The sequence below is a fragment of the Aphanizomenon sp. UHCC 0183 genome, from assembly GCF_009712065.1.
GTDB classification, from domain to species: Bacteria; Cyanobacteriota; Cyanobacteriia; order Cyanobacteriales; family Nostocaceae; genus Dolichospermum; species Dolichospermum heterosporum.
On the sequence record NZ_VILC01000028.1, the window covers coordinates 26529 to 48568 of the forward strand.

General features: G+C 39.2%; 14 protein-coding genes. 8 read left to right on the forward strand and 6 right to left on the reverse strand.

Annotated elements, in window-relative coordinates:
* Positions 1–2 precede the first annotated feature (2 nt).
* From glgA to FJR37_RS12110, 3 genes are all read left to right on the forward strand, one after another.
* Positions 3–1472: a glycogen synthase GlgA gene (gene glgA, locus FJR37_RS12100; RefSeq protein ID WP_039203662.1), complete on the forward strand. Its 1470-nt coding sequence runs from the start codon at positions 3–5 to the stop codon at positions 1470–1472.
* Positions 1473–2006: 534 nt separating this feature from the next.
* Positions 2007–2117, forward strand: coding sequence for a deaminase domain-containing protein (locus FJR37_RS27730; RefSeq protein ID WP_072033654.1), 111 nt, complete (start codon positions 2007–2009; stop codon positions 2115–2117).
* 400 nt (positions 2118–2517) lie between these two features.
* Entirely contained in the window at positions 2518–2934 is a 417-nt protein-coding gene (locus FJR37_RS12110) for an SMI1/KNR4 family protein (protein ID WP_039203656.1), read from the forward strand.
* Between the two features lie 440 nt (positions 2935–3374).
* Here FJR37_RS12110 and FJR37_RS12115 read toward each other — a convergent pair whose 3' ends face one another.
* Positions 3375–4493: a GTP-binding protein gene (locus FJR37_RS12115; RefSeq protein ID WP_168466129.1), complete on the reverse strand. Its 1119-nt coding sequence runs from the start codon at positions 4491–4493 to the stop codon at positions 3375–3377.
* A 728-nt stretch (positions 4494–5221) separates the two neighbouring features.
* Between FJR37_RS12115 and cysS the strand changes: the two genes are divergently transcribed.
* Positions 5222–6685 (forward strand): cysteine--tRNA ligase, encoded by a 1464-nt coding sequence (cysS, locus tag FJR37_RS12120; RefSeq protein WP_168466130.1) that lies wholly within the window; start codon positions 5222–5224, stop codon positions 6683–6685.
* A gap of 351 nt (positions 6686–7036) precedes the next feature.
* Here the strand turns inward: cysS and FJR37_RS12125 are convergent, their stop codons facing one another.
* The 5 genes from FJR37_RS12125 to glcD all read right to left on the reverse strand — a co-directional run bounded on the left by FJR37_RS12125 (position 7037) and on the right by glcD (position 15558).
* Complete coding sequence (locus tag FJR37_RS12125) at positions 7037–7624, reverse strand: hypothetical protein (protein ID WP_168466131.1); 588 nt, start codon at positions 7622–7624, stop codon at positions 7037–7039.
* On the reverse strand, positions 7624–8865 hold the full coding sequence (locus tag FJR37_RS12130) for a glycoside hydrolase family 10 protein (RefSeq protein ID WP_168466132.1): 1242 nt from the start codon (positions 8863–8865) through the stop codon (positions 7624–7626). The genes FJR37_RS12125 and FJR37_RS12130 overlap by 1 nt, the downstream gene beginning before the upstream one ends.
* 522 nt (positions 8866–9387) lie before the next feature.
* Positions 9388–9759, reverse strand: a complete 372-nt coding sequence (locus FJR37_RS12135; RefSeq protein WP_039203660.1) for a response regulator — start codon at positions 9757–9759, stop codon at positions 9388–9390.
* Between the two features lie 197 nt (positions 9760–9956).
* On the reverse strand, positions 9957–13592 hold the full coding sequence (locus FJR37_RS12140) for a GAF domain-containing protein (RefSeq protein ID WP_168466133.1): 3636 nt from the start codon (positions 13590–13592) through the stop codon (positions 9957–9959).
* Positions 13593–14088: 496 nt separating this feature from the next.
* Entirely contained in the window at positions 14089–15558 is a 1470-nt protein-coding gene (glcD, locus tag FJR37_RS12145) for a glycolate oxidase subunit GlcD (protein ID WP_168466134.1), read from the reverse strand.
* Between the two features lie 294 nt (positions 15559–15852).
* Between glcD and FJR37_RS12150 the strand changes: the two genes are divergently transcribed.
* From FJR37_RS12150 to FJR37_RS12165, 4 genes are all read left to right on the forward strand, one after another.
* Positions 15853–17364 (forward strand): AAA family ATPase, encoded by a 1512-nt coding sequence (locus FJR37_RS12150; RefSeq protein ID WP_168466135.1) that lies wholly within the window; start codon positions 15853–15855, stop codon positions 17362–17364.
* A 128-nt stretch (positions 17365–17492) separates the two neighbouring features.
* Positions 17493–17966, forward strand: a complete 474-nt coding sequence (locus FJR37_RS12155) for an SH3 domain-containing protein (protein ID WP_039202247.1) — start codon at positions 17493–17495, stop codon at positions 17964–17966.
* A gap of 1043 nt (positions 17967–19009) precedes the next feature.
* Complete coding sequence (locus tag FJR37_RS26440) at positions 19010–19480, forward strand: hypothetical protein (protein WP_217355253.1); 471 nt, start codon at positions 19010–19012, stop codon at positions 19478–19480.
* 175 nt (positions 19481–19655) lie between these two features.
* On the forward strand, positions 19656–22040 hold a 2385-nt coding region (locus FJR37_RS12165), incomplete at its 3' end, for a DUF11 domain-containing protein (RefSeq protein WP_174763415.1).

Sequence of the window (22040 nt, forward strand, 5' to 3'; positions counted from 1 at the left end):
CCATGAAAATTTTATTTGTAGCGGCAGAAGCTGCTCCCATTGCCAAAGTTGGCGGTATGGGGGATGTTGTCGGCGCATTACCCAAAGTTTTGAGAGCAATGGGTCATGATGTGCGGATTTTTATGCCTTACTATGGCTTTGTTCCCGACAAAATGCCAGTTCCCAAAGAACCCATTTGGAAAGGTTCAGCCATGTTCCAGGAGTTTGCAGTTTACGAAGGTGTACTGCCCGGTACTGATGTTCCTCTGTATTTATTTGAACATCCAGCTTTTCTGCCTCGGCGGGTTTATGGTGGAGAAGATGAAGATTGGAGATTTACCTTATTTTCCAATGGTGCGGCGGAATTTTGCTGGAATTACTGGAAACCGGAAATTGTCCATTGTCATGATTGGCACACAGGAATGTTACCAGTTTGGTTGAATCAATCTCCAGATATCACTACTGTATTCACCATTCACAACCTCGCTTATCAAGGTCCTTGGCGTTGGTATTTAGAGAAAATTACTTGGTGTCCCTGGTATATGCAAGGACACAATACAATGGCAGCCGCTGTCCAGTTTGCCAATAAAGTAAATACAGTGTCTCCCACCTATGCCGAACAAATCAAAACACCTGCCTATGGTGAACAAATAGAAGGGTTATTATCTTTTGTTAGTGGCAAATTATCAGGGATAATCAACGGCATAGATACCGATATTTATGATCCAGCCAATGATAAATACATTGCTCAACCCTTTACCATAGATACTTTAGATAAACGCAAAGCTAACAAAATAGCCCTGCAAGAAGAAGTAGGTTTAGAAGTTAATTCTAATGCCTTTTTAATCGGCATGGTGACAAGGTTGGTAGAACAGAAAGGGATGGATTTAGTATTACAAATCCTTGACCGCTTCATGGCTTATACAGATGCTCAGTTTGTCCTTTTGGGAACAGGCGATCGCTATTATGAAACCCAAATGTGGCAACTCGCATCCCGTTATCCTGGACGCATGGCTACCTATCTCCTGTATAATGATGCCCTTTCTCGTCGCATTTACGCAGGTACAGATGCCTTTTTAATGCCTAGCCGATTTGAACCCTGCGGCATCAGCCAAATGATGGCTTTGCGTTACGGTTCAGTTCCCATTGTCCGTCGTACAGGGGGATTAGTTGATACCGTCAGCCACTTTGATCCAGTCAATGAAGTGGGTACAGGTTATTGCTTTGACCGCTATGAACCTCTGGACTTATTCACCTGCATGATTCGCGCTTGGGAAGGTTTCCGTTTCAAACCCCAATGGCAAGAATTACAAAAACGGGGGATGAGTGCAAACTTCAGTTGGTATCAATCCGCTAAAGAGTACGATAAGCTTTATCGTTCTATCTATGGTTTACCAGAACCCGAAGCAATCCTAGAACTAACGCCAGAACCAAAACTAGAACTACAACCAACACTAGAACTAAAACCAAAACCAAAATCAAAATTAGTTTAAGAGGATGTTTGAAAAGTATCAGAATTAATCGAGATCCCCCCAACCCCCCTTACAAAGGGGGGCTAAATTCCTCAAAGTCCCCCTTTTTAAGGGGGATTTATGGGCATCTGCGGGTGTCAGATCCTACACAAAAAAGTTTTCAAACAACCTCTAAGGTGTTGTAGTAAGTTGGAATTTTAGAGAATATTAATGGGGTATTTATTTGAAATGCCCCTTTTTAATCCACGATAGTATAAAATTAAAAAAAGATGGATTGGTTAGAGCGCGTCGCAGAAATTCGCAAAATTTGTAACGTGCCAGCACCAGCCCGAAATGTTGCTATTGCTAGAGTAAGTAATTGAACAAAAATATTTACAGTCATTGCGAGCGAAGCGAAGCAATCACAACCCTTGCGATTGCTTCATTTCACTTCGTTCCATATGGCTAACGCCACGCAACGCTTACGCAATGACATTGTGTAATTAGTTCTGTCTCACTACTTATTAGAGGCAATCGCCGAAAAATATATAAATAATAGAGAACTAAAGGGTAAAATTGAATTATTTACAGAGAGAGCCATGTGATTCGTGTGAGTATGTCATTAAGCAGTTTAGGCAAACTTTCCCGAACATTCAGCTAAATGTACATCACGGAAACACTGCTTGACACTCCCCGGTCTAAAAACGCGGGGATTCTATAGAGAGTTTCAGTCTATATCTCTCAGTTATCCCAGCTTCAGGCACTGCCTTAAATATTTGGGTTCTTGCCCTGATCCTGTTTGCCATTACTGGCAGAATCATCTCTGCTTGCGGTGAGCGAAGCCGAACTGACAAGCGTAACTTTCCGAGAGTCTCCCGGTAGGTTTTTAATGTCTTTGCTGACGATTTAATTGTATCACGAATATGAATTAAAATTTGAAATAATTTCAAATTTTTAAATTAATGTCAATGCAGGATAAAGGAAAGCCTCTAGCCTTCATCCCTTGTCTAAAGCACAGATGTAGCTGACTTAGGAAGCTACATCTTCAAGGGTTTTCGGCATTTCCCTTATAAAGGAGTCGGTAGAAATGTCAATTTGCAATTTACCCGCACGACTTAATCTTATTTTTAATGACAATCCTCTTTCCCCCTGTTCAGATTTAGAAATAATTCAACTTGAACGACAACGAGGTATTAAGCTGCCCAGCACTTACAAAGACTTTCTAAAAATGATGGGGCATGGGGCAGGTAAGTTTTTACGTGGTTCAGATTGCTTTTATCAGCATTTGCCACAAATTCAAGAATGGGCTAAACAACTTTTAGTAGAAAATGATTTTCCTCAAGCTTTACCAGAGGATGCTTTTGTATTTTTCATGCACCAGGGATATCAGTTCAGCTTTTTCAGACTTTCAGAAGGTGATAACCCACCAACTTACTCATATTGCGAAGGACAAGAACAGCCTGATTTTGTCAAAAGTCATAATCAGTTTAGGAATGTGAATTAAATAAGGTGCAAAAGTAGGGTGTGTTAGCGACAGCGTAACGCACCATTCCAGGTTACATCAGAATTGCAGGTTATTAAATTTGCGTTCCTTAGTGACTTTTTATCTGTGGAAGTCAATCTTTATTTACAGTCCTTGATGCTTATAGAAGGCTCTGCCTTCAATAATATTAGAGGCAGAGCCTCATCAAATGCATTCCTAGTCAGAGACTAGGAACGAGATGTGGTAGGGATTTGAGCTTAAATTGACACCAATGGTTGGGGGTCTAGATATGATCAGAAAACAACTAATTAAGTAGTGAGACAGAATTAATTACACAATGTCATTGCGTTAGCGCAGCGTGGCGTTAGCCATATGGAACGAAGTGAAATCAAGCAATTCCGAGGGTTGTGATTGCTTCCCTTCCCTCGCAATGACTGTAAATATTTTTGTCCAATTACTTACTACTTGCCAAATCCCTTACCTCTAGTTACCGAAGGAAGACAAATACAGTTTTCTAACTGCTGGAGTAAGGTTTCGGTATCTAGATTTTGACCAATTAACACTAATTGATTTTTCTTTTCACCTTTCCATTGATCATCATCAATAGTAAAGCGTTTACCACAAAGATGGAAAATATGCCGTTGCGGACTTTCATCAAACCACATAATCCCCTTAGCACGGAAGACATTTGTGGGTAATTGGTTATCTAGAAAATGTTGAAACTTTTTAATTGAAAAAGGTTTATCACTTTGGAAAGAAATAGAGAGAAAACCATCATTTTCTAAATGGTCAGAATGGTGATGATGTTCATGATCATGGTGGTCATGTCCACAGGTAGAATGATCATGATCGTCGTGATTTTCGTGTCCACAATCAGCATGATCATCGTGATCATGATCATGATGTTCTTCTGCGTGGTTATCAAAATATTTATCAGATTCAAACAACCCGACACTCAGAATCAAAGGAAGGGGAACTTGGGATTTTGTTGTGCGAATAATTCTGGAACCTTCTTTGATATTGTTAATTTTTTTCTCTAAATCCTGTAAAGTTGGTTCATCAACCAAATCAGTTTTATTGAGAATAATCACATCACCATAAGTAATTTGACTCAAAGCAGCTTCAGAATTGAATAAATCTAAGCTATAATTTGCTGCATCAACTACAGTAATAATAGAATCTAACCGAGTTAAATCTCGTAATTCTGAACCTAGAAATGTCATAGCCACAGGTAAAGGATCTGCTAAACCTGTTGTTTCTACAACTAGATAATCTAGCTTTTCTTCTCTTTCTAAAACTTTGTAAACAGCATCAACTAAGTCATTATTAATGGTGCAACAAATACAGCCATTACTTAATTCCACCATATTTTCATCAGTGGAAATAACCAATTCATTATCAATACCAATTTCGCCAAATTCATTCACTAAAACCGCAGTTTTTACACCTTGCTGATTTGTGAGAATATGGTTGAGTAAAGTGGTCTTACCGCTACCAAGAAAACCTGTAATAATGGTAACTGGTAAACCTTGCTTGGCAACTTCCATTGCGTGAGATTCGGAATTAACTGTTGTTGGCATAGTCATGAAGGGGATTTTGGTGTATTCTAAATTTTATCTTGGTTTTGTCCACTCGGCATTAGAGTAACGCTAAATTAAGATGAAGCTGCGTAGAATAATATTTCCAGAATCATTGACCGCAGATAAGGGACTTCCAAATAAAAAAATACTCAACCACCTAACGCAAAAATCTCTCAAACCCTTATTCCTCTGTGTCCTCTGCGCCTCTGTGGTTCGTTAATCAGGATAATTTATTTCTTGGAAGTCCCTAAACGCAGATAAACGCAGATAAAGCCGGATGAATTAATGGATTCTATGATTCTGTGCAGTCTCATATAAAATTGGTATTACCTCCAAGTGTTGTAGGGTGCGTCAGATATTAATAATCTGTTTATTTACAAGATTTATGCAGTCTGACGCACCCTACTACCGCAAGGCGGAAGTCAAAAGTCAAAATTAAGACAGTATAGGCTTTTAGAGGATTTAGAATAGTTGGTTTATTTACGCCGTTTTGTACTACCAATAATAATTATAGTTGTAGGGTGCGTCAGATATTAATAATCTGTTTATTTACAAGATTTATGCAGTCTGACGCACCCTACTACCGCAAGGCGGAAGTCCTGAACAAGATTACGAAGTTTTACTAATAAGAATTATAGCCAATTATTAGCTACTAAAATTTTCATTTACGCCATTGTCATCAACTTGGGTTATTATTGTTTATCGTCCGATTTCCGCATTACTCTATTATGACCCTATCTATTTACAATACTCTTACCCGTCGTCAAGAACAATTTACCACCGTCGAATCTGGAAAGGTTAAGATGTATTACTGCGGTGTGACGGTTTATGATTACTGCCATTTGGGTCATGCTAGAGCTTGTATTGTTTGGGATGTGGTGCGTCGTTACCTTCAGTTTATTGGTTATGATGTGCGTTATATCCAAAATTTTACTGATATTGATGATAAAATTCTTAAACGCGCACGAGAAGAAGATTCTTCGATGGAAGTTGTTGCAGAACGCTATATTCAAGCTTATTTTGAGGATATGTCCCGGTTGGGAATTAAAGAGGCTGATGAATATCCCCGCGCGACACATACAATGAATGGGATTCAAAGATTAATTCACGATTTAGAACACAAAGGTTTTGCGTATCCATCTAATGGTGATGTGTATTATGCTGTCCAAAGTTTTGCTGAATATGGCAAACTTTCGGGACGCAAATTGGAGGATATGCAAGCTGGTGCAAGTGAACGGGTAAATGTCGAAGATGCAGAATATCAAAAGAAGCGATACCCCTTTGATTTTGCCCTGTGGAAGGCTGCAAAACCCGGTGAACCTGCGTGGGAGTCTCCCTGGGGAAAAGGTCGTCCAGGATGGCATATTGAATGCTCGGCGATGGTGCGCGATCGCCTGGGTGATACTATAGATATTCATGCTGGTGGTGCTGACTTAATTTTCCCCCACCATGAAAACGAAATTGCTCAATCGGAAGCCGTTACCGGAAAACCTTTAGCTAATTATTGGTTACACAATGGCATGGTGAAGGTAGATGGGGAAAAAATGTCCAAATCTTTGGGTAATTTTATCACCATTCGTCAATTATTAGATCGGGGTGTAGACCCAATGGCGGTAAGATTATTTGTGATGATGGCACAATATCGCAAACCTATAGATTTTACCGATGATGCTATATTAGCTGCCACAAATGGCTGGCATACCATCAAGGAAGGATTACTCTTCGGTTATCAACATGGTAAAAAATTAGAGTGGGATGAATCTAACCTCATCCAAAATCCAAAACCCAAAATCCAAAATTCTGAGATTGAGAAATTCAAAGAAGCTGTTGATGATGATTTTAATTTCCCTGGTGGATTAGCAGTAATTTTTGAATTAGCAAAAGAATTAATTCGGGAAGGAAATATTATTGTTCATCAAGGCAAAACAGAAACTTCCGCCCATGAATTACTGGAAAAATGGCAAACTTTAATTACATTAGCAGATGTTCTGGGTTTAACGGCTAAACCAGAAACAGAAACACCTGTACAGGATGGATTAAGTGATGTGGAAATTGAGGAACTAATTCAACAAAGACAAGCAGCAAGAAAAGCCAAAAACTTCGCTGAATCTGATAGAATTCGTGATCAATTATTCACAAAAGGCATTACCTTAATAGATGGCAAAGAAGGCACACGCTGGCACAAAGGATAAATCAAGAATTAGGAACTAAAAATAAGATGCGGCTTGTCCTGCCTTTGTAGAGACGTTCCATGGAACGTCTCTACATCTTTTCTGGAGATGTCTAATCAAAGTTAAATTACCCCCCTTAATCCCCCCCTTATAAAGGGGGGAAACCAGAAAAATTAGTTCCCTCCCCAAAGCATCGGGGAGGGTTAGGGTGGGGTAATTTGAAGAATAATGGTGATTCGATAACTTGTGTGTACACCGTAGCCTAAGAGGAGAGGGAAAAGGAATAATATTTAATACTGGAGGGGCTTTGAACTTGTTCTTTGTATGATAAAAAAGTCTAGCTTCTAGCCGTTTTGAGTATATCAGCAAACCCTATAAATCTTTAATTATTTTCACCGCAGAGATTCCTGTTAATATTGCCACCAATAACCAGGTAATAGCTAATCCCACTACTTCCCCTAAAAATAAATTAGTAATTCTGTGCAAAAATAAGCCGATAGTTGAACCAATAGGCATAGCTATCATCCAACTTATAATATTGACAAATATCCATTTCCATGATGAAGGAAATGATGGGGGAATAGCTAAACACCATTGTGATATACCAATTAATAAACCACCAATACCACCAACAATAATGCCTAAAAAAATTCGCGTAGGTAGAAACGCAGAAATAGTCACAGTCCAGCCCAAAACACCAACACCTATTACTGCAATAATTATCCAAGAAAAAAGAGTAGATAGTACCCATTTTCCAGGAGAAATAGATTGTCTGAGAAGATAACTTTGGGGGATAGAAATTGTTAAACTCCCTATAGCAGCTTCTAAAACACTCATATCTGGTTTTTCACTGACTTCAATCATTAATAAACTCAGTAAAAAACCCAAGAAAGTAGCAAAAACCCATTTAAAGGTAAAATTTAAACTTATATAATTAGATTTAACAGATGATAATTGCATTATATTTTCTTCAATCTTAATGGTCTAACAGCTTGAGTATCAAACATCTGGAGAAACGCCTGACGACGTTGATAAGGCGATTCGGGAGTAATATAACCCCATAAACTTTCCCAATAGAAAAAAGAGAAACCAGCAAGTTTTTGCTTGCGGACTATTTTTATTTGTTCCTTAACTTGATCAATCTCTACAGGCTTTAATAAATTTCCGGTTGAGATACCAATAGCTACAGGAATTTTCTTCATAGCCGATTTTATTGATGGTTTGGACATTTCTGTGATGAAAGAGGTTTTTTCACTTCTGTATACCTGTAAAATCAACTCATCTATTAGATCTTGTTTTACCCAATTTTCCCAATCTTGTAAATAGTATTTATAAGCAAAATATTGTGAGTTTGGAGAAAGAGATATTTTAGCATAGGGTTTAATTGCTTTTACAGATTTAGAAATACTGTCCATAAATGCAGTAATTTTATTAGCCCTCCAGCGCATCCATTCTGAATCAAAAGGATTACTTGGTGGTTTTTTTCCTCGATGTTCTTTTTGATAAAGGTTTACCGTAAAAGCATCATAACCAAGCTGTACAGGCATTCCAAAATGATCATCAATTTGAATACCATCTACATTATAATTTTTGACAACTTCTAAAATTAACCCGCGAATAAAGTTCTGAACTTGAGGATGTAGAGGATTTAGCCAAGCTTGTTTATAAACCCCATTAATCATATCTTCTCGTAAGTTTTCAGATATGGATTCTACACCCTTTTGTCCAATAGTTAACCAGTCTGGATGTAGTTTAGCTAATGCAGAATCAGGAGGAGTCATTAACCCATATTCAAACCAAGGAATTATTGTCAAATCTTTACTTTTAGCTAATTTAACTACCTTGGCTAAAAAATCATTTTTACCATGAATAAAATTCAGCAAAGGTTGACTATCTGAACCTGTGATTTTTTTGGCTAAAGGACTTTTATAAAAAGTGTAACCTCGATTCCAAACTACGGGATAAATGGTATTGAAATTAAGTGCGGCTAATTGATTTATTGCCCTTTCAATACCCCAAGGGATATAAAAGACACCACTGGCAACATTAGTCAGCCAAACACCACGAATTTCTGTAGTTATAGGTAAAGAATTTGAATTTTGAGTATAATCAGGATTTGCAAAAATGGGAAATATTGTTAAACTGATGACAAATCCCAAACATAAAAAATATCCAAAAACTTGCTGAAATACAGAATTCATTTGTTAAATAAATCGAGATTGCTAATATCCATATAACTACAAAATCTAATTTTATTGTGGGGATTAGATAAAGATATGGATATTTTTTAATAAAACAGTAAAAAAGACACAATATTTATGTGCCTTTAAGAGGGTGTTTGAAAAGTTATGGTTGATGTATCAAATATTTTTACCCCACCCTAACCCTCCCCAAAGCATCGGGGAGGGAACTGGATTTTTATTGTTTCCCCCCTTTATAAGGCTATCGTGTACACACAAGTTAAATTACCCCCCTTAATCCCCCAATGCTTTGGGGGGAAACCGGAACGAAGTGAAATGAAGCAATCGCAAGGGTTGTGATTGCTTCCCTTCGCTCGCAATGACTGTAAATATTTTTGTCCAATTACTTAGAACGTCTCTATAAGGATTATGAAAAATTTTAAAGCTTTTTTGAAGATGGTAAAACTGCTTCTCTTCCTCCATTGAGGATATTTGCAGCCTTGGATCTGAATTCTGGTTTGAGTAATGCTATAGAATATTATTTCATTCCAGCATCTCTGTGATTTGTTCTACCAGTGTAAAGGGTTCAAATGGTTTGCTAATTATCCCTTTAACTCCTAAACTGCGATATAGTTCTAAATCTGAATTTTGGACTTTGGCAGTCATAAAAATTACTGGTATTGCTTGGGTCTTAGGTTCACTTTGCAATAAACCAAATAAAGTTATCCCATTCATTTCTGGCATCATTACATCTAAAAGGATGACATCCGGTTTTTGTGTTTGTGCTAAACTTAAACCTTTTTTCGCACTATTAGCTATCAATACTTGCCATGATCCAAATTCTTCCAGACAAGTGGAAATAAGAAATCCCACATCATCATTATCATCTATTACTAAAATATGTTTTTCTGTCATTTTTTTATTGAACTCCAAAATAAAAATAATTTATGAACATTGGTATCAACTTAAGCTGAAATAGTTGTCCCACAGTCATTCTACCCCTCCCCTTAGTCACCTCCCCTCAAGAGGGGAGGGGAGATTTTGCGTCAGCAAAAGCGGGGTGGGGTTCTTTGCGATTGATTAATAATTGAGTAAGTTCTGTCACTTGTCAACTACTTAGGGATAGAAAAATAAAAAGTGCTACCTTCTCCTACAACACTTTCTACCCAAATTTTGCCCCCATGCTGTTTAATAATAGTATCACAAATAGCTAAACCTAAACCTGTTCCTCCTTTTTCACGGGAGTCACTAGCATCTACTTGTTGAAACTTACCAAAAATTGTTTCTATTTTATCGCTAGGAATACCCCTCCCTTGATCTTGAATTTTAAATAAATGGCTATCTGGCGTTTCTTCCACAGTGATTTTGATGGTAGTGTGAGGGGGAGAAAATTTAAAGGCATTACTGATTAAGTTAACAAGAGTTTGCAAAATTCTGTCTTCATCTATCCACAATTGCACAGAATTACCTAATATTTGTAAGGAAATATTCTCTTCTTTGGCTAATGTTTGGATAGAGTCTACAGCCTGGTGTATTAATGTCATCGCATCGCAGGATTTTTTATTCAAGACAAATTTGTTGGTTTCTAGTCGTTCTAAATCAAGAATGTCATTTAATAACCTTGTTAAACGTTCGGCATTACTAGCAGCAATATCTAATATTTTCTGCATTTTTTCTGGGTTATTTCTGATGCCACTAGTAGTTAGTAATCCTAAAGAACTACGAATAGATGTTAATGGAGTTCGTAATTCATGACTAACTATGGAAATGAACTCACTTTTCATTTTTTCCATTAATCGATTATCTGTAATATCTTCGATAGTGCCGACATATCCCACAAATTCATTAAGATCAGAAAACATGGGAACAGCAATTAGCCGACAAATCCGAACAGTTTCATCTTCATGGACAAAACGTATTTCTGTAGCGAGTTGCTGATGTGTTGATACTCCCTCATTCCACTGAGGTGAAAATACTTCTAAATCATCAAAGTGAATAAAATTGATCCAGCTTTCTCCTAATGATTGTTCTAGGGTAAAACCACAAATTTTCTGACAGCTAGGATTGTTATAGATCATTCTTCCTTGGGTATCTGTTTTAAAAATACCTACAGGTGCAAATTCATTGAGAGAACGAAATAAGTTTTCACTACGTCGCAAAGCTGTTTCAATTTTTTGACGTTCTTGTAGTTCTTGTTCTAATTGTTGGTATAGTTCTGATTGTTGAATGGCAATGCCTACTTGTGTTGCTAATTTTTGCAGGAAATCAATTTCCCAAGGTTGCCACTGTCTTGATGTCCTACATTGATTGGCAATTAATAGCCCCCATAATTTTTGTCCCTGCATAATAGGAACTGACAATTTGGCTTTGATTTGAAATTGCGCTAGTAAATCACGATCACATTCAGATAGATCGGCTGTATAAATATCTGCTATGGCTAGAAAGCCTCCTTGTGTGTATCTCCTGACGGTATTTTCCATCAAGTAAGTATTTTCAACGCCAGCATTTAACGCAGGAGTCCAAGCATCATCAACAGATTCCACCACTACATATCCACTGTAGTCTCTGTAGTCTGACTGAAAACGATAAATAAATACTCGGTCTGCTTGCATAAATTCCCGAACTTCATTTACAGCAGTGTTGAGGATTTGATCCAGATGCAAACTTTGACGAATACGTAAGGTGATCGCCATCACCAGTCTTTCCTGTTCTATTTGCCGTTGTAATGCTGCTTGAGAATTTTCTAGGTCAACAGTTCGGTTTTTAACTCTGTTTTCTAACTCTAAATTTAGTTCTTGGAGTTGAATTTCGGCAAGTTTGCGATCGCTAATTTCTACCAAAGTCCCTAAAAATCGCACAGCTTGACCTGCATCATTAAAGAAAAATTTCCCTCTACTTTCCAGCCAATGAATACTATCATCAGGGCAAAGTATCCGAAATTCTTGATAATAATCATGCTGCCCAACTAAAGCCTTATTGATAGCTAAATCTACAGATTCTCGATCTCGTGGATCAATGAGGTTTTTAAAAGCATCATAAGTATCTATAAAATGCTGTTCTAATAGCACACCCAATTGATCATGACCAATAGACCAAACTATAAGATTTTTCAGTAAATCCCAATCCCATACTCCCATTTGTGCGGCTTTTAAAGCCAGCATTAATTGCTGATTAATTTTGGCAATTTTCTCAGATTGCTGCAAAAGTAACCCCACAATTATATTTCTCAATTCTTTAGCTATAGCAATTTCGCATTGCTGCCAAGGTAACGATTTTAATTTTACTATTTCTTGCCATAAATCAAAGGATTTATGGGGAGATAGCCGCACATCACCACTGGCAGTTATTTTTACTGGTTTATTAGGATCACCTGCCCAATTAACAGTTTGAATTAATTCAGGACGAAACCAGAAAATATACTGTTTATATTTTTGAGAAATCATTACTGCTAACAAACCGCTACCGACATTTTTAAACTTTTCTGCTTGTGGATAAATTTTAGATAAACAATCTGTTTCATAAATATAATTATCTACACCTTGATTAAACATAAGATTTTCTAAAAAATTACGGATCTTCTTAACTTCCTCCAATACAGGAGTTTTGCCAATCATTGTGATATGTTCGGCATCACAAACGGCTACTCCTTCAGCAGCTACCAATTCTAAAAGTTTACTTCTATTTTGAATTAAAGTTTCTATGTAATGATCATTTTTAGTAAAATCATTCAAAAAATTAGATAAAACTTCTTTCAAAATAAGTTTGTAGTCTAAATATTCATTTTCTTCTTTGGCAGAGATTTCTAAAGACATTACCCTACCGATTAATTCGCAAGCAGTTCGCAATTTATAGCTGATATATTTAGGCGATAAATAATTATGACAGGCAATTAAACCCCATAATTTTTGTTCTCGAATTAATGAAATTGACATAGAAGCAGTCACACCCATATTTTTGAGATATTCAATGTGTATGGGAGAAACACTTCTTAAAACACTGTGACTAAGATCCAAAGGTTGATTATTGCCTAAATTATTCAGAGATATTAGTTCTACAGATTGATAATTCACATCAGGAATTAACCGCAAAGGATTAAGAGTATATAATACTCTAGCTTGTTTAGGAACATCCGAAGCTGGACAATGTAAGCCCAGAAAAGGACTTAAACTTTCTAATTTATCTTCTGCTATCACATGACCTGCACCTTCACGATCAAATTTATAGATCATTACTCTGTCAAAACCTGTCAGATTACGAATTTCTGTCACCATAATTTGCCACATTTCATCCAAATACACTAATTTTTGCATTTTGCAAATAATCGGTTGTACTAATTGGTAAAAACTCAAAAAATCATCTTTATTGTTTGCAGTAACAGCTTCTAATTCCAGAATTATGAATCCATTTGATTTATGAATAATGGCATCAAAATTTTGCTTTCTTGTTTTGGTATGAATACATAAATCCAACGGGTTAAGTTTTTCAGATATTTCTGCTAAAGATTTTTTTATTAATTGAATTTGCCTGTTATTGAATAATACTTTGAGGTTTTTACCTAAAATATCTTGAGGAGGAATACCAAGTAAATCAATAGTATTTTGACTAATTTGAATAATGTTTAATTTAGGTTCTTCTAAAACTATGAGAATACCATGCGGCTGAATTAAACTAGGAATATGTATAGGTTCTTTGTCGCAGTTATTTAAATCTATTGGTGTATTTACTGGTAGAACATTGATTTCGCTCATATATAACTCCCATGGTAAACGATAAATCTTAAAAAGGTAAACCAAATCATGAGAAATAAATTCAAAAAAAGCCTTGCTGAATCAAAATCTGAATCAGATAATTGACTAAATTTACTATTGCAATATTTACATTTATTATAATAAAAAATTTCTAATAATTAACCTATAATACTATCTAACTAAAGATAGATAAAATTACTTTTAACCTCTATCTTTAGTCATATAAAACTATCTGAATTGTCTAACTAAGGGTACTTCTAAGCAATAAATTAAAAAAACCAACCACAGAGGCACAGAGAACACAGAGAGAGGATAAATATTAGGTTGTTTGGATTAGGAACGCAAATTTAATAACCTGCAATTCTGATGTAACCTGGAATGGTGCGTTACGCTGTCGCTAACACACCCTACTTTTGCACCTTATTTAATTCACATTCCTTAGCGTTGCGAAGCAATGGAACGAAACCCAACATTTAACCCAACATTTATTTTTTACTTAGAATCTTTCTACGTCTGGGAATTGTTGAATAGATGCTTTAGCTGCTTCTCCACAAGTGCGAGGTGTGGGAAAAATCTTGCCAGGATTTGCTAAACCTTGGGGATTAAATACCTGTCTTACCCATTGCATTGTTTCTAAATCAGCTTCACTAAACATATCGGGCATATAGCATTTCTTATCAGCACCAATACCATGTTCACCGGAAATACTTCCACCTACTCTTACACATAGCCGGAGAATCTCTCCCCCTAATTCTTCGACTTTTTCTAATTCTCCATGTACAGAATTATCAAATAAAATTAATGGATGTAAATTCCCATCTCCAGCATGAAAAACATTAGCAATAGGATAACCGTATTCATGACTTAATCTCTCAATTTCTTGGAGGACATAAGGTAATTGAGTCCGAGGAATTACGCCATCTTGTACATAATAATCAGGGCTAATATGTCCCGCAGCCGCAAAAGCAGCTTTTCTGCCTTTCCATAATTTTAATCTAGTTTCTGGGTCACTAGCACTGGTGACATTTCGCGCCCCATTCTTTTTGCAAATTTCTGTAACTCGCTGTTTATTTGCAGAAACTTCTACTTCTAAACCATCAATTTCTACTAATAAAATAGCTGTGGCATCACGGGGATAACAATTAGTGGCAACAACATCTTCTACAGCATTAATACTAATATTATCCATCATTTCCATGCCACCGGGAATAATCCCCGCGCTGATAATATCAGAAACAGTGGCAGCCGCAGCATCTACACTGGTAAAATCTGCGAGTAATACACAAATTGATTCGGCACTTTTGAGAATTTTTAAAGTGATTTCTGTGGCAATTCCTAATGTTCCTTCTGAACCGACAAATACACCTGTTAAATCATAACCCGGCATTTCAGAAATTTGTCCACCAACATCAACTATTTCACCGTCAGGAAGCACAAGTTTTAAACCTAAAACATGATTCGTTGTCACACCATATTTTAAACAATGGACTCCCCCAGAATTTTCGGCAATATTGCCACCAATGGAACAAATAATTTGACTAGAAGGGTCAGGTGCAAAATAAAAACCAGCACCACTAACTGCTTGTGTCACCCAACTATTAATTACTCCTGGTTGCACGACAGCCCGTTGATTTTCTAAGTCAATGCTGAGGATTTGTCGCATTAAAGAAGTGATAATCAAAACGGAATTTTCTGTTGGTAAAGCACCACCAGATAAACCAGTTCCTGAACCTCTGGCGATAAAAGGAACGGAGTATTGATTGCAAATTTTGACAATTTCTGATACTTGTTCTGTGGTTCGGGGTAATACTGCAACTGGGGGACGTTGTTTGTAGCTGGTTAAACCGTCACATTCATAGGTGAGAAGTTCTTCTTTGCGTTGAACTACGCCTTTTTCACCAACTACAGCGACAAATTTTTTGATAATAGGTTTCCAGTTGATTTGTTTTTTATCTTGGGTAAGCATGGATTTTTATTTTGGATTTGTTTCACGCAGAGGCGCAGAGTCGCAGAGAGTAAGAGTTTATAATCTTTGATTTTTTACAGCAAATTGTCATCAAAACCGGAACAAGAACCCCACCCCCAACCCCCTCCCCGCAAGCGATGAGGGGCTAAGATGTACCTTATATGATTGGAAATTGCTGTAATTTCACTCTGGTAAGTCTGCATTGATTATCAATGGGGGGTGTACAATCGGATATGGTATTATACTAAACCTTATTGATTTTGATAATGCGGCTTTAGCCATACTTGTTATTTTATGAATTTTCGTGATGAGTTTAAATTGTTACTCCGCGCCCGTTATCCGTTGATTTATATTCCTACTTATGAGGAGGAACGGGTAGAAGCGGCGATTCGGGAAGAGGCGACAAATCAAGGTAATCGTCCGGTGTATACTTGGGATTTTGTGGATGGTTATCAGGGTAGTCCGAATGATGTGGGGTTTGGGAAACGCAACCCGTTACAGGCTTTGGAGTTTGTGGAAAAGTTGACTGCTACTGCCCCAGCGGTGTTGATTTTACGAGATTATCATAGATTTTTGGATGATGTGGCGATCGCTCGCAAACTCCGTAATTTAGCCCGACTCCTGAAATCCCAACCGAAAAATATTGTCTTATTATCCCCTCGCGTTGCTATTCCTGATGATTTAACGGAAGTGCTGACGGTGGTTGAGTTTCCTTTACCTAACGCCCCGGAAATCAAAACGGAGGTGGAACGGTTGTTACAAGCCACTGGAAATCCACCTGTTGGCAAGTTTTTGGATGATTTGGTGCGTTCTTGTCAAGGGTTGTCTATGGAAAGAATCCGCCGGGTATTGGCGCGAGGAATCGCCACTCATGGACAATTAGAACCAGAAGATGTAGATTTAGTTTTGGCAGAAAAGCGGCAAACTATCCGCCAAACTCAAATTCTTGATTTTTACCCCACCACTGAGGAAATTACTGATATTGGTGGTTTAGATAATTTGAAGGATTGGTTAATTCGGCGTGGGGGTTCGTTTAGCGAAAAAGCCCGACAATATGGTTTACCTCATCCTCGTGGGTTAATGTTGGTGGGAATTCAGGGAACTGGTAAGTCTTTAACTGCCAAGGCGATCGCTCACCATTGGCATTTACCTCTGTTACGATTAGACGTAGGGCGGCTATTTGGCGGTTTGGTGGGTGAGTCAGAATCCCGCACCCGGCAAATGATTCAAGTTGCAGAAGCGCTCGCTCCCTGTATACTCTGGATTGATGAAATTGATAAGGCTTTTTCTGGTTTGGGTAGCAAAGGTGATGCGGGAACTACAAGCCGAGTATTTGGGACTTTTATCAATTGGTTAGCGGAAAAAACTTCCCCTGTCTTTGTCGTAGCTACTGCTAACGATATTCAGGCTTTACCACCGGAAATGTTACGAAAAGGGCGATTTGATGAAATTTTCTTTGTCGGTTTACCCAGCCAAGAAGAAAGAAAAGCCATTTTCAATGTGCATTTATCCCGATTGCGTCCCCATAATTTGAACAGCTATGAAATCGAAAGATTAGCCTACGAAACTCCCGATTTTTCCGGTGCAGAAATTGAACAAACGTTAATTGAAGCCATGCACATTGGCTTTAGTCAAAACCGTGATTTCACCACTGATGATATTTTAGAGGCTGCCAGTCAAATTATCCCCTTAGCGCGAACCGCTGTGGAACAAATTCAAAAACTCCAAGAATGGGCAGCCGCCGGCAGGGCGCGTCTAGCATCTAAATATAGTCCCTTAAGCGATCGCATTCAACGTCAATTATAGGAGTCAGGAGGTAGGGGCGCGGGGCCCGCGCCCTTTATCAGAAGTAAGAAAAGAAAGAAGGAAGAAGGAAGAAGAAAAAAACTAACCAATTACCAATTACCAATTACCAATTACCAATTCCCTACTATATGCTGACAAACTTACTTAAAGTTATACTCGGTTTTGTCTTAGCGATCGCAGTTTTATTAGGTACTGGCTTAACAGTTGCCCTCTATTTTGTTAACCGTACTGCTGTAACTCCTCCCAAGCCAATGTATCCTAATGATAATCCTTCTTTTCAAGCCAAAAAGCCCAAAGCCATTCCCAAATCCCCACCTAAAAAACTAGCTACTCCCAACCCCACATCTAGCCCTACACCCACACCCACAGAATCACCCAAACCACTACCACCAGATGCCTACGAAGGAACTGTCACTTGGGCAGATGGGTTAAGTATGCGAGCAAAACCAGATGCGAACTCTCCCAGTATAGCAGGGGTTGGGGGTAATAAAAAAGTGATCATTTTAGAAGAAAGTGCCGATAAAAAATGGCAAAAAATTCGCATTGCTGATACTGATAAAGAAGGTTGGGTAAAATCAGGTAATATTCAACGTTCTCAGTGAGCAAATTTTAGCTTATAGCGGTTCTTGGTTGAGTGAAATACAAGAACCCAACCCCCAACCCCCTCCAATATCAAACGATATCAAACCTAGCACCAGAGACATTAAACAGACCTTGTGTTGCATATTATTATCAAATATTGCCTCTATTTATAATCAAATAGCTTGTATATTCTCTAGCAGGTTCTTTTTCGGTAAGGGTTTTATCGGATGAAAATCGCCAATTTGGCTGGAAAATTTTGAGAATAGTTATTGCTAAGTAAAGATATCCATGTTATGTTTGTTCTGAAATCTCAGGGTAAAAGAGATTGTCAATTAATAATATATTTGTGTGGGTAATATACCTACATAAAGTAACGGGCTTATCAATCAAAACACAATGCCGTTGAACCGATGGGTTTTAACGAGCAAGGAGTTTCTCATAATTTTCCACTTGCTTATTTGTGGATAAAAATTGCTTGGCATCATAATGTTTGTATTTTCCACAAAGGTTATGAAAAGTGTCGTGATTAATTATGAGTAATAGCTTTACGCTGCAAAAAATCAACCTTGCCTAATACATGAAAGCTGAATAAATCAGGTATTTATTAGGAATAGTACAGGACATTAGAATTAACAATTAAAAATGTAAAAAGCAGATTAAACAACGGTATTTGCTCTAGTTGGAGAGACTCTAAGAGCCTACTAAATCAGCTTTTTAGGGATTTTTAATGATTGGTTATTTTCGGCGTTGTCTACTAGTAATTTCGATTGATCTTAACTTCAATACCTTAGAAAGGAGTAATTGATTGATGCTAAAAAACTTTCATGAAACTGCACATATTCAGGATATATCCATTGTCTTAGCCATTAGAAACCACAGTTCGACCCTGTTAACTCCAGATTTCCTGAATGGTAGTGGCGTAATTCCCACAGACTGGGAATTGGCGCGTCCTCCGGTCATATCCCCACGAGGGACTCACATTATCTTCAAAAATGGCATCAGGATGTCGGCGCAGTCGGAAATGGTGAGCTTTTCCCAAGGCATAAGCAACCACCTTGAAGAGATGCAGATTGCCGACATTGCTCGCCGCTATGCTGCCGTTTTGCCTAATCTGGATTACCGAGCGGTGGGCATCAATCCTCAGCGGTTTGTCACCTTTGAAGGTCAGCCAGATGCCGCTTACGAATATATTACGGAAACAATTCTTGTCCAAGGTAGCTGGCAGAATTTCGGCACTGCACCGATGCAGGCGGGAATTAACTTGATTTACACCTTAGAAAGCTGCCAACTGCGATTGGGTATTAATGAGGTGAAGCTAAAAATGCTAGATGAAGAAGTTCCCGCAGTGTTGTTTGCTGGCAATTTCCACCATGAGGTGAGTGGTGAATCAGGGGAGGAACGTTTGGAGAATTTAAATCAGGCGATCGCTCACTGGCAGCAGGATTTAGCTGCCTATGAGGAGTTGATTGACAGCCAGTTTTTAGCACAGACCACGGGAAATGCGATCAGTGTCTTCCCTGCCCTTGCCCTATAAGTAGGTGAGCGTTAAAAATTCTCGTTGGGGGAAGGCAGGGGAGCAGGGGGCAGGGCGCAGGGGGAAAGAGTTTGAGTTTGCTTTCCTCTTCTTCATATACCTTTAATTTTTTCTGTTCACCTACTTAGGTGGGAAATTCACTTCAATTCAACTATTTTACTGAGAGCAAATAGTCATGACAAATAACTGGACAGTCAGCACGGATAAGAATAATTATATGCCTGGTGATATCGTTGTAATTACGGCGAGGGGCTTCGCTGTAGGCTCAACGATTGAGTTTGCGATCAAAGATGACCCCGATGATTTTGGCGATGATGGTAATGCGGATGTGTATCAGCCCTTTTCCGTTACAGACGGGGGTGCTAGTGAATTGGATGACATAGCAAATGGAGAGGTGTTGGTAGTCTGGCGCGTGCCAACGGATAATAATGGCACTGGTAGTGGTACGCCTGATGCGTTCAATGCGAGGTTGATTTTGACGGCGACGGGCAGTGGTGCGGATCGTACGTTTGGGACAACGGATGACCAAGTGGCAACGACGACATTTACGGATGCCGATCCAGCATTATTACAGACTTACTTCGTGCCTGTGCCAGAGCAGCAAGTTAACTACATTTTCAACGATCTAGAAAATAACGTCTCCGATGGCATTATCAGTATTATTTCCATGACGATGAGCCGTGACGGAACCTTGATCTACTACGATCAGTGGGAAAATGGCTACGATTCCAATATTACTAACCCCACCAACATTTATAGCATCGGCAATCCAGGCGGCACTCAGATTTGGGGCGATGGCATTGATGAAAACGGTGCAGCGCCTGGTATCACCGGAGATATCTTCAAGGCTGGAGATATTGTCGTTTTGCGGAATGTCGTTCCCACCAACCCTCGTGGCACTCAGATTTACTTCGATGGGGGAGACAAGATTGGTGCTACTACCGCGATCGCTGTGACTCGCGGTTACTGGCCGCAGACGGTTGAAGGCAGTGGGGGATCGGTGTTAGGAGGAGCAGTCGAGGTTTTTGATATCTTCCGCTATGGCAAAGAGTACAAAGTCCCAGTGGGGCAAAACCTGACCAACGACAATGGTATGTTCAGCTACGCCGGACTGGCGGTCGGTGCGGCTCAAGACAATACCCTGGTTCAAATTGATGTCAACGGGGATGGCGATTTTGCTGATGCCACCGATGTCAACGTAACCCTCAATCAAGGACAAACCTATGTTGTCCGAGGCACTGGGGATGGCAGCAATCCTTCCCTTCCCAGTGGACCAGGAATCAATGTGAACTCAAGGGTTTTAGCGAGTAATCCCGTTCAAGTTGACTTGGTTACAGGGGTGATTAATGCCAACTTCCAGTCAGACTCCTTTGCTCTTAAGCCTCTGGACAAGTTGGGTAACAGTTACTATTCTCCTGTCACCACAACAGTTACCCCTAGTAACAATTCCGGTCCAGTCAGTTATTTTCTTTACAATCCTGGCAGTGGCACCATTACGGTCAACTATCGCACAACAGCTGGCACAGGGAACTTGACTGTAGCTGCTGGTGAGACTGTTCGCTACACACCAACTGTGTCCGGATCGGGCATCCATTTCTATACGGGTAGCGATCTCAACAATCCCAACGGTGGGAATTTTGATGTCATAGCAACCTACGATTCTGCTACTAGCAACTATATTGGTCAAAACTGGGACTGGGGCTGGACTTTAACTCCCCAAAACGGACTGACCAGCCAAGTGGTAGTGGGCTGGGCGCAAGGTTCGTCGGATACTAATGGGAATGTGGTCGCCGATGCAAACGGTAGCCCTCTATGGGTAACGGCAACTACTAATACGATCGTCTATGTGGACTGGGATGGCAATCCTGCCAACAGCACACTGTCCGCACCTAATGGACAAAAATACGACATCGCCTATACAGTCAACGCCCTGCAATCAGTTCGCCTGTACGACTCCAAATTTAATGACAGCGATCAGAGTGGGGCACGCCTGTTTACGACCGATGGTGCGTTAATTGCAGTTGCCTACGGTGAGGATCAGACACCGCAAGGTAACGTCCCAAATCCGTTATCCACTCCCCCTACAACTAACATTAATAACAATACAAAGTTTGGCTCAACAGCAAGTTCTCCCTACCTCGATGTGGGAACGAATGTACTGCCATTGCCAGCGCTGGCTATTAAGAAGTTCATTAATGGACAGGATGCAGACAGCCCGACAGGTCCGGTGATTCTGGTGGGCAGTACAGCAACGTTTACCTATAATGTCAGCAATAACGGTGGGAATCCCCTGAAGAATGTGACTGTCGTTGATGATGGCGGTCCCGATTCTTCCTTTGCCCCTAACCCCGAAGTGAACTCCGGCGGATTCAACATTGGTGACGGAAATTCAGACAACAAACTTGACACTGGAGAAATCTGGAAGTACAAAGCGACAAAAACAGTTACTGCTGGTCAGTACACCAACATTGCAACTGTCAATGCTAAGGATCTCAGCGGGCAGGATGTAGCCCCTGATGCTGACCCTGCTAATTACTTTGGTGCGACTCCAGCCCTGACG

Bases quoted from the DNA above. Each gene is read 5' to 3' on its own strand.
- glgA (WP_039203662.1), top strand. From the start codon at position 3: ATGAAAATTTTATTTGTAGCGGCAGAAGCTGCTCCCATTGCCAAAGTT.
- FJR37_RS12110 (WP_039203656.1), top strand. From the start codon at position 2,518: ATGTCAATTTGCAATTTACCCGCACGACTTAATCTTATTTTTAATGAC.
- FJR37_RS12115 (WP_168466129.1), bottom strand. From the start codon at position 4,493: ATGCCAACAACAGTTAATTCCGAATCTCACGCAATGGAAGTTGCCAAG.
- cysS (WP_168466130.1), top strand. From the start codon at position 5,222: ATGACCCTATCTATTTACAATACTCTTACCCGTCGTCAAGAACAATTT.
- FJR37_RS12125 (WP_168466131.1), bottom strand. From the start codon at position 7,624: ATGCAATTATCATCTGTTAAATCTAATTATATAAGTTTAAATTTTACC.
- FJR37_RS12130 (WP_168466132.1), bottom strand. From the start codon at position 8,865: ATGAATTCTGTATTTCAGCAAGTTTTTGGATATTTTTTATGTTTGGGA.
- FJR37_RS12135 (WP_039203660.1), bottom strand. From the start codon at position 9,759: ATGACAGAAAAACATATTTTAGTAATAGATGATAATGATGATGTGGGA.
- FJR37_RS12140 (WP_168466133.1), bottom strand. From the start codon at position 13,592: ATGAGCGAAATCAATGTTCTACCAGTAAATACACCAATAGATTTAAAT.
- glcD (WP_168466134.1), bottom strand. From the start codon at position 15,558: ATGCTTACCCAAGATAAAAAACAAATCAACTGGAAACCTATTATCAAA.
- FJR37_RS12150 (WP_168466135.1), top strand. From the start codon at position 15,853: ATGAATTTTCGTGATGAGTTTAAATTGTTACTCCGCGCCCGTTATCCG.
- FJR37_RS12155 (WP_039202247.1), top strand. From the start codon at position 17,493: ATGCTGACAAACTTACTTAAAGTTATACTCGGTTTTGTCTTAGCGATC.
- FJR37_RS26440 (WP_217355253.1), top strand. From the start codon at position 19,010: ATGCAGATTGCCGACATTGCTCGCCGCTATGCTGCCGTTTTGCCTAAT.